Annotated in this window: 9 protein-coding genes and 3 tRNA genes; 5 read left to right on the forward strand and 7 right to left on the reverse strand. The window is 39.3% G+C overall.

Annotated elements, in window-relative coordinates:
• The gene (gene pepT, locus D0T56_RS13215; protein WP_163320633.1) at window positions 1-1,230 is read right to left on the reverse strand and encodes a peptidase T; all 1,230 of its coding nucleotides are present in this window, start codon (window positions 1,228-1,230) and stop codon (window positions 1-3) included.
• Window positions 1,231-1,513: 283 nt separating this feature from the next.
• On the opposite strand from pepT, the gene D0T56_RS13220 reads away from it, so the two are divergent.
• A tRNA-Thr gene (locus D0T56_RS13220) sits at window positions 1,514-1,587 on the forward strand.
• A gap of 188 nt (window positions 1,588-1,775) precedes the next feature.
• Here D0T56_RS13220 and D0T56_RS13225 read toward each other — a convergent pair.
• From D0T56_RS13225 to D0T56_RS13245, 5 genes are all read right to left on the reverse strand, one after another.
• Window positions 1,776-1,848: transfer RNA gene (locus D0T56_RS13225), tRNA-Gly, on the reverse strand.
• Between the two features lie 113 nt (window positions 1,849-1,961).
• Window positions 1,962-2,414, reverse strand: a complete 453-nt coding sequence (locus tag D0T56_RS13230; protein WP_163320634.1) for a hypothetical protein — start codon at window positions 2,412-2,414, stop codon at window positions 1,962-1,964.
• 6 nt (window positions 2,415-2,420) lie between these two features.
• Window positions 2,421-3,368, reverse strand: a complete 948-nt coding sequence (locus D0T56_RS13235) for a nitronate monooxygenase family protein (protein WP_163320635.1) — start codon at window positions 3,366-3,368, stop codon at window positions 2,421-2,423.
• A 363-nt stretch (window positions 3,369-3,731) separates the two neighbouring features.
• Complete coding sequence (locus D0T56_RS13240) at window positions 3,732-4,157, reverse strand: DUF1634 domain-containing protein (protein ID WP_255491176.1); 426 nt, start codon at window positions 4,155-4,157, stop codon at window positions 3,732-3,734.
• Window positions 4,154-4,993, reverse strand: a complete 840-nt coding sequence (locus tag D0T56_RS13245) for a sulfite exporter TauE/SafE family protein (protein WP_163320636.1) — start codon at window positions 4,991-4,993, stop codon at window positions 4,154-4,156. The genes D0T56_RS13240 and D0T56_RS13245 overlap by 4 nt, the downstream gene beginning before the upstream one ends.
• Before the next feature lie 217 nt (window positions 4,994-5,210).
• On the opposite strand from D0T56_RS13245, the gene glgP reads away from it, so the two are divergent.
• The 4 genes from glgP to D0T56_RS13265 all read left to right on the forward strand — a co-directional run bounded on the left by glgP (window position 5,211) and on the right by D0T56_RS13265 (window position 13,411).
• On the forward strand, window positions 5,211-7,790 hold the full coding sequence (glgP, locus tag D0T56_RS13250; RefSeq protein WP_163320637.1) for an alpha-glucan family phosphorylase: 2,580 nt from the start codon (window positions 5,211-5,213) through the stop codon (window positions 7,788-7,790).
• Window positions 7,791-8,005: 215 nt separating this feature from the next.
• Window positions 8,006-9,298, forward strand: coding sequence for a tyrosine--tRNA ligase (tyrS, locus tag D0T56_RS13255; protein WP_163320638.1), 1,293 nt, complete (start codon window positions 8,006-8,008; stop codon window positions 9,296-9,298).
• Between the two features lie 33 nt (window positions 9,299-9,331).
• Window positions 9,332-9,402 (forward strand) — tRNA-Gln (locus D0T56_RS13260).
• A gap of 373 nt (window positions 9,403-9,775) precedes the next feature.
• On the forward strand, window positions 9,776-13,411 hold the full coding sequence (locus D0T56_RS13265; RefSeq protein WP_163320639.1) for an Ig-like domain-containing protein: 3,636 nt from the start codon (window positions 9,776-9,778) through the stop codon (window positions 13,409-13,411).
• 138 nt (window positions 13,412-13,549) lie between these two features.
• Here D0T56_RS13265 and D0T56_RS13270 read toward each other — a convergent pair whose 3' ends face one another.
• On the reverse strand, window positions 13,550-17,623 hold the full coding sequence (locus D0T56_RS13270) for a two-component regulator propeller domain-containing protein (RefSeq protein WP_255491177.1): 4,074 nt from the start codon (window positions 17,621-17,623) through the stop codon (window positions 13,550-13,552).
• Window positions 17,624-17,663 lie beyond the last annotated feature (40 nt).

Raw genomic sequence — 17,663 nt, forward strand, 5'->3', positions numbered from 1 at the left:
TTATTTCCCTTTTTTTGCTACAAGTTCAGCGATTTTAACAATCACATTCACAGCCTTTTCCATCGACTGAATGGGGACAAATTCGTAACGTCCATGAAAATTAAGTCCTCCCGCAAAAATGTTTGGACAAGGCAAGCCTTTGAACGATAGTTGAGCACCATCTGTTCCTCCCCTGATAGGTTTTACCTGTGGCTCGATGCCAGATGATTCCATTGCTTCGAAAGCTATATCTACAATATGCTTCACAGGCTCAACTTTTTCCCTCATATTATAATACTGATCTTTCAACTCCAATTTCGTTGAACCGGGGTAAAGCTTATTTATAAAATCGACACAATCATTCATCAGTTGTTTTTTCTGCTCAAACAATTTCCGGTCATGATCACGTATTATGAACTGAACGGTTGCCGAGTCTACCGATCCGGAAATACCCACAAGATGAATGAAACCTTCATATCCTTCTGTATGTTCGGGGCGAGCATCGGGCGGTAGTAAACTTATCAGTTTGTTGGCAACTACCAGAGCATTTATCATTTTTCCTTTTGCATATCCGGGATGTACGTTCCTCCCCTGAATGGTTACTTTGGCTCCGGCGGCATTGAAGTTTTCAAATTCCAATTCGCCAACTTCACCTCCATCCATTGTATATGCCCATTCGGCTCCAAATTTTTCCACATCAAAGTTGTGAGCACCTTCGCCTATTTCCTCATCCGGATTGAACGCAATACGTATTTTTCCATGTTCAATTTCCGGGTGATTTTGCAGATATTGTATGGCAGTCAGAATTTCAGCGATCCCTGCCTTATCGTCGGCTCCCAACAATGTTGTACCATCTGTTACAACAAGGTCTTCACCTATATGGTTCAATAATTCAGGGAAATCATCTGGTGACAGGATTATTTTTTGTTCCTCATTCAATATGATTGGTTTTCCATCATAATTCTGTACAATTCTCGGATTTACGTTTTTCCCCGTCAAGTCGCAACTTGTGTCAAGGTGCGCAATAAATCCGATTGTAGGTATTGGTTTGTCTGTGTTAGCGGGCAATGTAGCCATCAGATATGCCTTTTCGTCCAAGGTAATATCTTCCAGGCCCATTTCCTTCAATTCCTTTTCCAACTCTTTAGCCAATACCATCTGTCCGGGCGTACTTGGTGTTACTCCCGTTTCGGGGTTTGATTCCGTATCAAACTTCACATATTTAATAAAACGATCTATAAGTGTTACCATTCGAAAAAAAATTAGATAATTTATATCAATTGTCTATATTCATAACAACAACCATTAAGTCATTGTTTTATAATTGTTTTATACTACTCCAGCCAAGTCTACAACAAAGATAGAAAAAGGATAGGAAAGAAAAAATAAAAATATGTATTTGGAGAATTAAAAAAAAGCACTACTTTTGTGCTCGGGTAAGTCCTATACGGTCAGCTCCTAACAAATCCCCCAGGGTTTGATCGCAGCAAGGGTAGTTGGTCGTAGCGACGCGATGTAGTAAGCTTACCCACTTGCCTCTTTAGCTCAGTTGGCCAGAGCACGTGATTTGTAATCTCGGGGTCGTTGGTTCGAATCCGACAAGAGGCTCAAAAAAGAGATAAACTTGAATTAGTTTATCTCTTTTTTTTTGGTATATATTGTGGATCAATGTAAAAAATTGAGGGATTTTGTAGAAAAGAGTTCCAGTTAGAAGCTGTAATATAAAAAAAGCCTCCCAAACTGTTTGTTTGAAAGGCATTATTCTTTGTTTTCTCTAAAGTGTCTTTTTCGAGTTGAGCGAAAGACGGGATTCGAACCCGCGACCCCGACCTTGGCAAGGTCGTGCTCTACCAACTGAGCTACTTTCGCAAACATTGCTATCCTAAAACATAAATCAAAACACTATTCAATTCCTTTGTTCGTTTTAGCGACTGCAAATGTAAAAATGTTTTCCTATTTAACAAAAGAAATCAATAAAAAAATTAGTTTCCCACTGTTAAATTTGTTCCACTACCATAAATAGAATATCTATACAAACTGTATTTAGATGGTCCAGATAGTTTAATTCCATTATATATTAAATCAAACATTGAATTGCATTTTGTGCAGACAGCTTTGAAGTCTTCAGTTGGAGTAATTTTTATGTTAGCTTGATTTTCGTGAGGACACATTTGATCATAAGCTTTTAATTTTCCATCACCCAAGGCATTATCGTTATTGAAAATAATCAATCCAGAATAGCCAAGATATTCTTCTTTATTTCTCGGCTTATTAAAAATACTATAACTATATGGTGCACTAAGATTATTGTCTAAACCTATTAAATCCAATTTAAATCGGACTTTGGCTGTACTTCTTTGGGTATCTTCCTCACCACAAGAAGAGAGAAAAAGAATGCTGAAAACGAATAAGAATGTATGGACAAAATATTTCATCGTAATTTAGAACTTTATTAATTTTTCAACGTTTTCATTATACTCAGATATTATATTTCCGACGACTTGCGAAACGGTTGGAATATCCTCTATCAAGGATGAAATCTGCCCGATCTCTAGTTCTCCTTCAATCAAATCACCTTCAAAAATTCCTTTCTTGGCACGACCTCTACCCAAAATACCCTTTATTTCTTCTGCCGATGCACCTATGTCTTCAGCATTGTTAACTTTATAGAAGAAATCATTTTTGATTAGTCGGGTAGGACTAACTTTTTTCAGTGACAACATTGTTCCACCCTCTTCCAGGCTAATACATAGTTTCTTGAATTCTTCCGATGCGGAACTTTCTTCGGTCAAAGCAAAGCGAGTTCCTATCTGCACACCATCTGCCCCAAGAGCCATTGCTGCCAACATTCCTTTGCCTGTGCCTATCCCTCCGGCTCCAAGAAGAGGCGTATTCTTCAAAACTTTTTTCACTTGAGGTATAAGAACCATTGTCGTTGTCTCTTCGCGTCCGTTATGCCCTCCGGCTTCAAACCCTTCGGCAACAACGGCATCTACTCCGGCTTCTTCGCACTTCAACGCAAATTTGGAACTTGCCACAACATGAGCTACTTTGATGCCTTTTTCTTGCAAAAACTTAGTCCATACCTTTGGACTTCCGGCCGATGTGAAAACAACCTTAACCTCCTCCTCCACAATGATATTCATTATTGTTTCTATTTCGGGATACATCAATGGCACATTAACACCAAATGGCTTATCCGTTGCAGCCTTACACTTTTGAATGTGTTCACGAAGTGTTTCAGGGTGCATCGAACCTGCTCCAATAAGACCTAACCCACCGGCATTACTCACTGCGGAAGCCAAACGCCATCCGCTACACCAAACCATTCCTCCCGATATTATCGGATACTGAATCCCAAAAAGAGATGTTATTTTATTATTTTTCATTGCTACAGTAAATTAATAAAAGTATTAAATGATATATTTCTGAAATATAGCTGTCTTTGCTATCGAACCTACAAAAAAAATAAGAAAAAGGACTGAAACCTTATTTTAAACTAAAAATTTACCTAATTATTGTTGTACATAACTCGTTATTTATGCGAATCAGTAGTTAAAATAGGTTGGATTAATTTCGATAATAATGACCGTAGGGGCGAATAAACATTCGCCCTGATATTCGGGCGTAAGATTTTACGCCCCTACTTTTGGGCAGGCTTCTACTCCACCCGGATATTCGTTGAGTAAAATCCAACGTTTTTATTATAGAAAATCCGAATACTGATTGGCATTATTTACTAATAATAATGTTCAATGCAACCCGAATATCACATTAGCTAAAATGATAAATAACACGATAAGCGTTATCACAACATACATATAATCTTTTTCAATCAGAAAAGCAACAGCCGAAAAAGCAACCCGCATTATCGGAGTTGCGATCAGCACAATCACTCCCAGCTGAATTATCGAAGCTCCATCGATAGCCAATACCCCCTTCCAGATAGAAGAAAATTCCCTCAGGCTTTGATCTACTCCCGCAAAGGTTTCTCCCGAAGGCACAGTTTTGTAATCGGGTACAATTCCGTGATGTTGTATCAAATAAATGATTCCGCCCAAAAGCGTAATGCCACAAGCGAGCATCACCCCGTAGCGCAACAATTTCCCGATATACAGCTCAACATCCCGCTCTACCCAAAATTCTTTTGAAAATATACTAGGTTTCATCTTGCTCATAGCTTGCCTGTTATACCATTATACATCATCATTATTGCGAGAAAGAATATTACCACACTAAACAGTAAACGCAATTTCCTGACGTTGGCTTTCGGTAATATTTTCGATCCGAAAAATGCACCCAGCAAAACGCCAACCACAATAGGTAAAGCCAAACCGGGATCAATATATCCGCGTTGAAGGTAAATGACTGCACTGGCGGCGGCGGTTACTCCCACCATAAAATTGCTGGTAGTTGTGGAAACCTTGAACGGTATTTTCATAGCTGTGTCCATTGCCAAAACCTTCAATGCTCCGGAGCCTATACCCAACAATCCGGATAAAACTCCAGCCAAAGTCATCAGCGAATAGCCTCCGGCAACGTTTTTTACTTTATAATCAACTACTTTTCCGTTATCAGTATACGATCCGTTCAACTTCAATTTCTCGCCCAGTTTATCTCCCGGGGCAGAGTAGTCCACGTTTTCCGTTTTTTGAGAAACCGAGCGAACGGCCGAAAATATCAATACACAACCAAATATGATGGCAATATACATCTTATCGAGATACATGGCAATCAAAGCACCTGCAACGGCGCCCGTTGTGGTGGCAATTTCGAGGAACATCCCTATGCGCACATTGGTTATTCCCTCCTTTATATAGGCAGCGGCAGCACCCGACGAACTGGCAATGGACGTAACCAAAGCTGTGCCGATAGCATAGCGCATGTCTATACCGAATCCCAGAGTGAGCAGCGGAATAATGACGACTCCACCGCCAAGCCCCGTTAAAGAGCCTAAAAAACCGGCGCAAATAGCCCCAAGAAACAGAATAAATGTAAAAAATTCCAAGTTCATTTTGTGTGCTCCATTTTCAATTGGTAAAGGTATATAAAAAGAGGCTTCTTCTACTCTTTTTAATTGTCATTATCATAACAAGTGAACCTCATTTTTGGTTGAATATAACTATATTAAATATAAAACCTGATTTTTTTTTAGAATTTATCCTTATCTTTGTGTCTTCTTTTTTCAAGAAAATCAAGATATTATTTCGTAAACTAAAATCACTGTAAGTATGAAAATTCAAGCGAGTAATTCCAATCAACCTGCATGGAAGGAAATTTATTCACAAGCAAAACTACCCAAGGAACTTGAGCCACTAGAAAAAATCGCTCGAAATTTATGGTGGGTGTGGAATAGCGATGCTGCTGAACTTTTCGAAGCATTAGATCCTAAATTATGGAAAGAGTCGGGGCAAAACCCTGTTATTCTGATTCAGAACCTTTCTGTTACAAGAGAAGAAGAGATTGTTAAGGATAAAGCATTGATGGCGAAAGCCGAAAAAGTATTTGCCGATTTCGACAAATATATGTCAGAGAAATTTGATCCGAACAAAACTTCAATAGCATATTTCAGTATGGAATATGGATTCACCCATATTCTGAAAATTTATTCCGGAGGTTTAGGTGTTTTGGCGGGCGACTACCTGAAAGAAGCCAGCGACAGCCATGTAGACCTTACCGGAGTAGGGTTTCTTTACAAATACGGATATTTTACGCAAACATTATCTCCTGATGGACAGCAGGTTGCGAATTATGAGCCTCAAAACTTCGGCAGCTTGCCGATAGAGCAGGTTTTTGAATCTGACGGAAATCCGATGATCTTGTCTGTGCCATTCCCCGGTAGAGATATCTATTGCCATGTATGGAGAGTAAATGTAGGTCGTATACCTTTATACTTGATGGATACGGACTTAGATAGCAATAGCGAATTCGACCGTCCTATTACACACCAATTGTATGGCGGTGACATCGAAAACCGTCTGAAACAAGAATACCTTTTAGGTATCGGTGGTATTCAATTGTTAAATAAATTGGGTATTAAGAAAGATATTTACCACTGCAACGAGGGTCATGCCGCATTTATAAATATACAACGCCTTCTTGATCTTATAGAAGGAGAGCATTTGACATTCAATCAGGCACTTGAAGTTGTACGTGCATCAGGTTTGTACACGGTTCACACACCTGTGCCGGCAGGTCACGACTATTTCGAAGAAGGATTGCTGGGCAAATATATGGGCAGCTATCCTGCGCGTTTGGGCATATCTTGGCAAGAGTTTATTGATATGGGGCGTGAACATCCGGGATCGGGCGAAAAATTCAGCATGAGTGTTTTTGCTCTGAACACATGCAGTCAGGCAAACGGAGTTAGTTACTTGCACGGAATTGTATCCCGCAAAATGTTTCAACCGATTTGGAGCGGCTACTTTGCCGAAGAGTTGCATGTGGGATATGTGACAAACGGGGTTCACTTGCCAACATGGGCCACAAACGAGGCTAAAAAATTGTATGAAAAATCGTTCAATAAAGATTTCTATAACGACCAATCGAACAAAGATATCTGGAAAGCAATTTATGATGTTGCCGATTCGGAAGTTTGGAATTTAAGAAAATCGCTAAAAAAACGCCTTATCAATTATGTTAAGGAATATTTGAGGGAAAGTTGGATTAAAAACCAGACAGATCCGAAACACGTTCTTTCGATAGTTGAAAAAGTAAACCCAGAAGCCTTGCTGATTGGGTTCGGACGCCGTTTTGCTACTTACAAAAGAGCGCACTTGTTGTTCACCGATCTTGATCGTTTGGCTAAGTTGGTGAATAATCCGGAACGTCCTATCCAGTTCCTGTTTACAGGAAAGGCTCACCCTGCCGATGGTGGAGGTCAAGGGTTGATAAAGAAAATCATCGAAATATCACGTATGCCACAATTCCAAGGTAAGATCATCTTCCTTGAAAATTACGATATGCAATTGGCAAAACGTATGATTTCGGGTGTTGATATTTGGTTGAATACACCAACCCGTCCGTTGGAAGCATCCGGAACATCGGGAGAAAAAGCCGTTATGAATGGAGTGTTAAACTTCTCTGTGCTTGACGGATGGTGGTATGAAGGATATACGGAAGAAGCCGGATGGGCGTTGACCGACAAGAGAAGTTACGAAAATCAGGCGTTCCAAGACGAATTGGATGCGGCAACTATCTACAATACATTCGAAACCAAGATTCTACCATTGTATTTCGAAAACCGTAACAAAGAAGGATTTTCACCTGCTTGGGTTAAATACGTGAAAAACTGTATCGCGCAAATAGCTCCGGATTATACAACCAAACGTATGATCGACGATTATATCGAAAGATTCTATATTCCGTTGGCTACACGTAAGAAAATGGTTACGGACAACAATTATGCGAAAGCTAAGGAAATAGCTGCATGGAAAGAAGATATGGCATCTAAATGGGATAGCTTTGTTGTCGAATCGTTGAAAATAAATGGTCAGGAGGCATCTTCTGTTCCTGCGATGAATTTATTTGAACATGACGAAATTTCGGTAGAAATTGTTATCGACAAAAAAGACATGATTGGCGATTTGGGCATAGAAACAGTGTTGTCGAGATATGACAATAAGACCAATGAAACCAAGTTCATCAAAACCATGCCATTCAAATTGGAGAGGAAAGAAGGTTCTAAGCTCTATTTCAAAGCAGTTGAGAATATCGAATATACAGGATATCACAGGTTTGCATACAGGGTTTATCCTAGCAACCCTGATCTGCCTCATAGAATGGACTTTGCCTTTGTTCGTTGGATTTGATGTTGATTATTTAATTGTAATATAATATTTAGCAGTAAGTTATTTAGCTTGCTGCTATTTTTTTGCAAAAAAGTATAATTTACGCCCGAATATCAACAATTTATCGGTAGGAGAGAAATTCTCCCCTACAATCTTTCAGTACTTTTTTCTTTCTTCTAAAAAGAAGTCGTACTTTTGTCCTTCAAACTATTAAAATAAGTAATTTAAATCTATCGATGAATTTTGTAGAAGAATTAAGATGGCGTGGCATGATTCAAGAAATTATGCCGGGAACAGAAGAACAATTGCAAAAAGAATTGACCTCAGGCTATGTTGGTATTGACCCGACGGCCGATTCGTTGCATATTGGTCACCTTGTGAGTGTAATGATTTTGAAACACTTTCAGCGTGCCGGACATCGTCCGATAGCCCTTGTTGGAGGAGCTACGGGTATGATTGGCGATCCATCTATGAAATCGCAAGAGAGGAAATTGCTGGATGAAGAAACACTTCGTCACAATCAGGAAGCCATTAAAAAGCAGTTGGCTAAGTTCTTAGACTTTGAGTCGGACAAACCCAATGCCGCATTGTTGGTGAATAATTACGATTGGATGAAGGATATTTCTTTCTTGGAATTTATTCGTGATATAGGAAAACATATCACCGTAAATTACATGATGGCAAAAGACTCTGTGAAAAAGCGGTTGAGTGGAGAATCGTCCGAAGGCATGTCGTTTACTGAGTTTTCTTACCAGTTGATGCAGGGTTATGACTATCTACATCTTTATTCGGATTATGGCTGCAAAATCCAGATGGGAGGTTCGGATCAGTGGGGCAATATCACCACAGGGTCGGAACTGATACGCCGTAAGGTTGGAGGAGAAGCATTTGCTCTTGTTTGCCCGCTTATCACGAAAGCCGATGGCACGAAGTTCGGTAAAACGGAATCGGGTAATGTTTGGTTGGAAAGAAGATATACCTCGCCATACAAGTTCTACCAATTCTGGCTGAATGTGAGCGATGCAGATGCCGAAAAATATATCAAGATATTCACGGCTTTGTCTAAAGACGAGATTGATGCTTTGGTGAAAGAGCAGGAAGCTGCACCGCATTTGCGTCCGTTGCAAAAACGATTGGCGAAAGAAATCACTGTGATGGTTCACTCTGTCGAAGATTATGAGGCAGCAGTTAGCGCATCCAATATTTTGTTCGGGAATTCTACGGCCGACGAATTGAAGTCGTTGGATGAGGAAACCCTGTTGCAAGTATTTGAAGGCGTGCCTCAGTTCGAAATATCGAAAGACGAACTTTCGGCGGGAATAAAAGCAATAGACTTGCTTACCGAAAAAGCATCCGTATTTCCATCGAAAGGAGAAATGCGCAAAACAACTCAAGCAGGTGGAGTGATGATAAATAAAGCGAAACTGGAAGATCAGGATACTTTAATTGATGCGTCTTACCTGATCGGAGGAAAATATATTTTAGCGCAAAAAGGCAAGAAAAACTATTTTTTGCTTATAGTTAAATAAAAAAATTATTCCTTTGCATTAAGGAATTGGTATTGTCTCATGGTGTAATGGTAGCACTGCAGATTCTGGCTCTGCCAGTCTAGGTTCGAATCCTAGTGAGACAACAAATAAATAATACATAGAAGTAAGCAAAACCCAGATTTTTAAAGAAAATCTGGGTTTCCTGTTTTAATCTGTTATGCTGAATGCTACGATTTGGAACAAACGAACTAAGCTTTATTAGAAGTATTTGACGAACAGGAATACAGAAGCTGATTTTACCGAAACACCCAATTTGATAAGTTTCCATTCAGACAAGACATTTTTACCCACATTCTGGACACATTTACCCTTCACTTTTTCGCTTTATAAATAAGTTTGTACACTATAAATCACATCCCTGCAGGTTAGTATTTATAAGATTAAATTACCAATAATAACTTAATCATTAACCACAATTCAAAAGAAATTTCGGATTGTGAATATCATTTTTATATCATGAAAAAACTATTTCTTTTTTTTAGCATTCTGTTTTGCATTGGGTCGCAAGCACAGACTTTGGAACAAAAGATTTACATTGATTTCGGTAAAAACAATTTCGACGACGGAGAAATAACTCTGGGTCCCGACATCAATGAAAATTACTGGAATAATGCAGTCGAAACTGCGGCGGGTTCTAATCTCAATTTAGTAAATGCACTAAATGTATCGACCGGTTATTCTTTAGAAATAACAAAATTTTTCTCTTCGAACGGAAAGAGAAATGGAGCATTACTCAATCCCAGTGCCGATTTGCTTGGCGACTTAGCCATCGTCACTGCTACACACGACTATTTCTTTGTGGATAACAATCGTGCGGGAGCCTTTAAAATCAAAAATCTTGATAAAAATAAGGCATACCGTTTTAATATCTTCGGTAGCCGGAGCCATGATCAAAACCGAACCTCAATTTTTTCCTTATCGGGAGCAAACGGCAGCCACAGCTTACATCAAACATCGGACGCTAACCTGGGAGGAACCGGAACACATCAGAACAACAGTAACATCTTTACTTCGGATATGATTTTCCCCGATAAAAATGGAGAAATACAATTCGAACTTTCAATTCTGACCGGAGGTTTTGCTTACATTAACGCCATGAAGATAGAAGAATACAACGGCATTGTGGTTACTGCCGGAGATAAATTCTATATCGACTTCGGTAAAGATAACGGAACTGACGGGCTTAAAACCGAGAGTCCTGACGAAAATGGCAACTATTGGAATAATATGATTGCTACCCAAAGCGGAGCTACATTGAACCTGATAACAGCTGATAATGCAAATAGCTCTTATACACTTACTCTGAAAGGAAACTACTTATCCAATGGCATGAAAAACGGCGCACTGCTCAGTCCCAATCGGGATTTACTTAGCGACTTCGCCATTGCTACCGCTACGCACGATTACTTTTTTGTAGACAACACTGCCAATACGTTGAACAGTAGTATAGAATTTTCGAAATTGAATAAAAACAAGTATTATCGGTTTTATGCTTTCGGTAGCCGACAGGATAGTAACGACCGGATAGGACTATTCACCTTTGCAGGAACTAACTCTTCGGTAGGGCCTCACAAAATGGGAGGAAACAATCTTTCCGTAGGTGTGGATGCAAACCTGGATAAAAATAAAAACGACAGCGAGATATTTGTTTCAGATTTGATCATGCCTAACGAGGATGGAATAATAACCTTCAAAGTTTCTCTTCTCAGGGGAGGTTTTGCACATATCAATACGTTGAAAATTGAAGAGTGTGATATCAATATATCCAAAGCAACATCCATTTCCATATCGGGCGAAAACATAACACAACCCGGACAGGTTATACAAATGTCTGCCAGTGTTTTACCCCAATTAGCTATTTATCCGGATATTATATGGTCTGTGGATAACGAAGACATAGCACGTATCGACTCAAAAGGAAAAGTATACCCAAAAATCAATGGAACTGTACAGGTTACAGCTTCAATTGTTTACAGCAATGACGAAAAAATCTCCACCACAAAAAGTATAACTATTTCTAATCAGATAAATGAACTGTATACCTTAGAAAACGGGCAAGATGTTGGCGACGGTCTGCAAATGAAGAACCTGAAAAGAGCTGACGGTGCCGGTGCAGGCGTATACGAAATGTATACGACAGTTACCTCGGGCATGACTATCTTATTTAATGCCGACAAAAACAACACCCTAAAATTTGGAATGGGAGATACTCCCGGTTCATTGAAGCTAAACGGAAGTCCGATTACAGTAGACTTTAGCGGTCCGGCTCTTATCCGTGCAAATTTGTCGGATTACACCTACGAAATTATTGCCATAAATGAGGTTAGTGTTATTGGTACGGTAACATCCAATGGCTGGGACAAAGAAAAAGGTCTGAATTTGGAATATAAAGGAAACGGCGTCTGGTCGCAAACTCTGAATTTTGAAAATCAGGGCGAACTCCATTTTATAATTAACAAGAGTGTGGAACTGAAAAAGATTGCCAATGAAAATTCGGTATTTTATATGTCCGAGGCTCCATCCTACGGGTATACGCTTCAGGATATTACAATGAAAGGCGGAACTTTCAAGGTTGTACTCGACTTGCTGAATTATACATATTATATTGATTGTGATTCGAAAGAAGAGCTTAAAATTTCAGTCATGGGATCTTCTGTTCCCAGTGGTACCGGAGCCAGCAACAACTTCGGATATATCCACATGTTCGGAAACCTGTTGGAAAAACGTTTTGACGAGCAATTAGGGTTAAACTGGAAAACATCGAACATCTCCATTGGTGGTAATTCTACTGTGGATTTACTAAATCGTTGGGAAAGAGACTTATTGAGCGATTGCGCTCCATACGTAATATATGCTTTGTCGTTAGGCAACGAAGGCATCCACGACTTTGGTGAAGAAAGATTCATCAGATACCGTGACAATATGTTACATCTAATAGAAAAAGCCAGAGAGGTAAGCAAAGTTCCCGTTGTAACCAACAATTATACCCGTGGCGATTTTAATGCAACCGATTATGATTTTATAAAACAAATGAACCTGCTGATTCATAAGTGGGACGTTCCCAGTGTGAACTTGCTGGGTGCAATAGACAATGGAGCCGGCCGTTGGGCAACCGGCTATCAGAATGGAGGGGACGCATTTCACCCTAACACAGACGGGCACACCGAATTGTCTTATGCAATAGTACCTTCTCTTTTTGATGCTTTAGAGGCTGGTAAACCCTTGCCTCAACGAGTTGAAGGCACAAGCTACAAATTCGATCCGTCGGTGTCGAAAAGTAAAATATCTTTTACTCCCGAAGCCACAGCACATTCGTTTACATATTCATTCGGAATAAAAACAAAAGCAACCGGAAACATTGCCTCTATCCAAACAAATGTTGCGTCGGGCACTCGCTATCTGACAATAACAGAAGACGGAAAATTGAGTTATACTGCGGGAAACAGAACTTTAATTTCAACTTCAACTACTGCCAACAATGACGAATGGCTACAAATAACTCTTACGCATTATTATGCTTGGGGACGAACCATACTGTACGTAAATGGACAAAATGTAGGTGGATGCAATGAAAAAATAGTATCAAAAACATTCCATCTGAACGATTTTGAAACCAATGGTGTCTCTGATTTCCGAGAATTATTCTTTTATCGTTCGGGTATGAATATCGAAGAAATAACAGAACTTGCTCAAGGTAAAATGTTGAAATCGAGTTTGGAAATATACGCTCCTTTAGATGGTTCGAAAGGAAACGAAGAGGGTATTCTTGAAAATCTGGCACAAAGTACAAACAGATTGACTTTAGTAACTGATACAACCAGTGCAATTGCGCCCGACACGTCGGACAACCGTTCTGAATATTATATCTATCCGAATCCATCCACTAATGCTATCAGTGTGGGTGGGCTTGACGCCGGAAAAGAATATAGCTGTACCGTTCTGGCATCCGATGGAAGACGCTTACTTACCCGGAATCTTTCGAAACAAGATTGTGAGATAAATATTTCTGCTCTGGCTTCGTCGCTATTCTTACTTGAAGTTACAGATAAAGCGTCGTCGGCAAAAGAAGTATTGACTTTTATAAAAAAGTAAACTGATAAATTATCTCCAGGGCAGGCTTCTAGTCTGCCCAAAAGTAGGGGCGTAAAATCTTACGCCCGAATATCGGGGCGAATATTTATTCGCCCCTACTTTTCTACGACAACACCCTATTTGATTGTAGGGGTGGGGTTATTTTTTCTGATATTCAGTAGGACTAACACCATATTCCTTTTTAAAACTTTTAGAGAAATAATTGGGGTCGGAAAAGCCTGTCCTATACGCAGTTTCCGAAACATTATAGCCATTAGAGAGCAATTCACATGCCTTATTAAGCCTCTTCTTTCTGATGTAATCTCCTATCGATATATTAAGTAAACTTTTCATTTTAACGTGAAGCAGGCTTCTGCTTACTGAAAGACTTTGAGTTATATTGGCAACTGAAAACTGATCATTATCCATATTTTCTTCGATAAGCCGATTTATTTGCTCCATAAATTCCTTATCATACTTGCTTAGCGATTCTGATTCGACATTATCACCCAAGGCACTCACTATTTTTCCCCGCTGCACCTGCTTCATGTGGATGATATTTTTTGCCTGAAGCTCTAATATCTCAGGATCAAACGGCTTCTCCACGTATGCCTCAACTCCGCTTTCATATCCTTTCTTCACATCTTCCGTGTCGTTTTTGGCGGTCAGCAGAATTATAGGTATATGCGATGTGGAAATATCATTTTTCAATATTTTACACATTTCGTTTCCGTCCATTTCGGGCATCATAACATCCGAGATAACCAAGTCGACAGGATATTTACGTGCAATCTCCAATGCCTCAACACCGTTCTTTGCTAAAAAAACATTGTACTTCGGAGTAAACATATTTGACAAAAAACGGAGCAGTTCTTCATTATCTTCCACTATCAGAATAGAGGATTCTAAATACGAACTTTTCTTTTCGGACAGAGGTGTTGAATTAGCTTGTTCTAAAAAAGGTGCGGCAAATTCGTATTGATTAAGCGAGATCAATGTTTTATCCGGATTAATCTTATCCTGAGCACTGAAACTTGATTCTGAAACGTTTAACGTTACAACGAAACAAGAGCCTTCTCCAATAGAACTTTCAACATAAATATCTCCTTTATGAATTTTAGCAAACTTTTTGACCAGAGCCAGCCCCATGCCCCACCCTTTGTTGTTGACATTATAACCTCGTTTTGTTTGATAATATCTTTCAAAAATGTTGTCGAGTTCTTCCTTGGCAATACCTATCCCTGTGTCTTTAACATCAATACGCAGACATGTATAACCTTCCGAATTTTCAGTAATTGCAGCACTTATGATGATATTTCCGCCCGAAGGTGTAAATTTTATGGCATTGGAAAGTAAATTGTTTGTTATTTTTTCAACATACGACGGCGAAAACCAAACTTCTTCGCCATTGTTTTCACAATGAATATAAAAAGATATGGATTTTTCCAAAGCACTTTCTTTGAACAACAGAGCTATATTTTCGATAAAATCAAGCGGATTTCCTTTTTGAATATAGAACTGAAAATTCCCGGATTCTACTTTGTTGAATGTAACCAACTCGTCAATCAACCCAACCATTTTATTTGTATTTTTTATAGCAACATCCAATCTTTCGGAAGACTCGGCTGATAGCTTTTCGTGCGTCGATACATATTTCAGTGGAGCCATAATCAAAGAAAGAGGGGTCTTCAGTTCATGTGAAACCGATGTGAAGAAGTCCATCTTAACTCTATTTATTTCTTCCATATTTTCTTTCTCCATATTGGCCAGGGTTACGGCATTTCGTTCTCTTATCCGCATCGAAAATATCCTATACACGATATAGATAATCAGTCCTATAACTACAATATAAATCAGAAATGCCCATACGGAAAGATAAAACGGAGACTTTATAATAAATCTGATTTCTTTTATAGGAGCTTGCTCCCAGCCTTCGTTCGAGTTATTGGCTCTTATTTGCAGTGTGTAGTTTCCAAACGGCAAGTTCGAACCCACAAATTTACATTCCTGCCCAACATTTCGCCATTCTCTATCAACTCCTAATAAACGAACCTGATAGTTTATCGTACTGGTATTTCCTAACGATATTGCCGCATAATCGATACTAAAAGAACGGGATTGACCGTATGAGAACGTAATATCGGTCATATCGTCCAAAGCGCCTGTCAGGGGTGAGTCTTTGCCGATTGAAGTAACAATCTGATTGTTTACATTCAAATTAATCAGATGAACATGAAAGAGCTTTCGTTCGATCTTGATATCTTCCGGAATGAATGATATAAAACCATTCACACACCCGAAATATAACTGTCCGTTCTGAGCCTGGATGGATGACGAAAAATTAAACTGATTGATGGGAAGGCCATCTTCCACCGTATAACAGATAAATGCACTGCGCTCTTTATTAAACTGATACAAACCCTGACTAGTGCTTATCCATAATCGCCCCAGTTCGTCTTCAATTGTGCTGCAAATAGTAGTTTTCGACAAGCTGAGCTCATTCGCCAAGGTTTTAATTGTTAAATCGGAAAGGTCTATATATTGCAATCCCCCGTTATTGGTTCCGATCCAGATTCTGTTATCCGAATCCTGATATAAGCTGGTTATATAATCGTCTTTAAGTTGCGAGTTATTTGTTTTTGCACTCCATCCATTCACTTCTCCCGTCTTGCTGTCGACCCTGAAAAGTCCGCTATTTCGGGTTCCTGCCCATATATTATTATCTTTATCAATAAGTAAACAATAAATAAAATCGTTGTCCAACACGGGATGGTTGATTTTCAAAAACATATTTTTTTCAGAATCATAGTACCTCAATCCTTGGGTTGTACCTACCCACATCGTACCACTTCGTTCTTTCACAATAGCAAATATAGCATCCGACGCCAAGCCGTTTTGCGAACCCGGCATATACTGTTCCCAAGCTCCGGACGAGAGATTGTAACAAAACAACCCGTTGCGAAACGTTCCTATCCACATCTCCTTTTTTGCATCATTATAAAAAAGCTCATGAACATTATGACCTAATGTTTCGATACGATCAAAAACCTTTACTTCTTCGGTTTTGGTGTTGTATATATTTAATCCTCCGTCTTCGGTTGCAATCCATAAAATATCTTTTTGTGGTTCTACAATTTTGCGAACAGCTTTTCCTTTAATGTTCTTGGAGCCATATCCCGCCTCAATCCAAAGAAACTGCTCGCTATTTTTAAGTAGAATATTAATTCCCCCGAAATAAGTGCCTATCCACATATTGCCATCCCTATCGCAAATGATTGAATAAATGGCATTGTCATTCAACTTGTTCTTGTCTACGAAATCTTGCTGCAAAACTTCGATTCTACCGTCAGAATCCAATATTGTAATACCCTTTTCCGTACCAAACCACATTCGCCCCCGGTCATCTTCGGCAATAGTGCGCACCGTTCCGTCGGAAAGCTGACCGGCATGGTATATATTATCTTTCCCCGTTTTCAGATCAATACTCATAACGCCTTTGCCATTGCGTCCTATCCAAAGGCATCCTTTCTTGTCGAAATATAAAGGTATTATACCATCTGAGCCGGTTATAAAATCTGAAAAATAACCAGGTCTTATTTGCGTTATCTTTGCAAAAGACGAGTCATAGTAGAATATGGATTGATTGGTCGATATAAACAAACGGTCGTCTGCATCTACCGCCATCGACACTATATATTCAGCGTCTTGCCGTGGATGCATAACAAACTCGTCGGCAATTTCGTCGTATATATACAGTTGAGTACCTCCACATATAATTTTACCTGTTTGGGTTTCTACGATAGACGATATTATCGAATTTGACAAATTGTAGCACTTAAAATCGTCTGTTGCAGGCCTGTACAAACAAACACCCTCGTATGTGCCAACCCAGATTCTTTTTTTCCGATCCTGATATATTGCCCTGACAAAATTCTGATTCAGAGAATGAGGATTGCCAACCTGTTTAAAATAACTTGTGATTTCATATCCGTCATAACGGGATAGTCCGTTACGCGTTCCTATCCAAAGCATACCTTTATCGTCCTGCATCAATGCTTCGACCTGCTGATGAGGCAGTCCGTCTTTGCCCGTAAGGTGCATAAACCTGTAATTGGCCGCAAACAACAATACCGGCTGAAATGCCATTATAGAAATAAACAAGAAAAAGATTAACAGGTATTTATTCCTGAAAATCTTCAAAATATAAGAATCCGGGTTAAAACAATTTTTCATGAATCAGGTTTCTGGTTTTCTGATTTTATTTAATTCTGTA

Source organism: Dysgonomonas sp. 520, from assembly GCF_010501095.1.
Lineage (GTDB): Bacteria > Bacteroidota > Bacteroidia > Bacteroidales > Dysgonomonadaceae > QVMP01.

Coding starts and splice junctions, on each gene's coding strand:
- D0T56_RS13230 (WP_163320634.1), bottom strand. CDS start 2,414: ATGAAATATTTTGTCCATACATTCTTATTCGTTTTCAGCATTCTTTTT.
- D0T56_RS13270 (WP_255491177.1), bottom strand. CDS start 17,623: ATGAAAAATTGTTTTAACCCGGATTCTTATATTTTGAAGATTTTCAGG.
- D0T56_RS13245 (WP_163320636.1), bottom strand. CDS start 4,993: ATGAACTTGGAATTTTTTACATTTATTCTGTTTCTTGGGGCTATTTGC.
- D0T56_RS13265 (WP_163320639.1), top strand. CDS start 9,776: ATGAAAAAACTATTTCTTTTTTTTAGCATTCTGTTTTGCATTGGGTCG.
- D0T56_RS13240 (WP_255491176.1), bottom strand. CDS start 4,157: ATGAGCAAGATGAAACCTAGTATATTTTCAAAAGAATTTTGGGTAGAG.
- glgP (WP_163320637.1), top strand. CDS start 5,211: ATGAAAATTCAAGCGAGTAATTCCAATCAACCTGCATGGAAGGAAATT.
- tyrS (WP_163320638.1), top strand. CDS start 8,006: ATGAATTTTGTAGAAGAATTAAGATGGCGTGGCATGATTCAAGAAATT.
- pepT (WP_163320633.1), bottom strand. CDS start 1,230: ATGGTAACACTTATAGATCGTTTTATTAAATATGTGAAGTTTGATACG.
- D0T56_RS13235 (WP_163320635.1), bottom strand. CDS start 3,368: ATGAAAAATAATAAAATAACATCTCTTTTTGGGATTCAGTATCCGATA.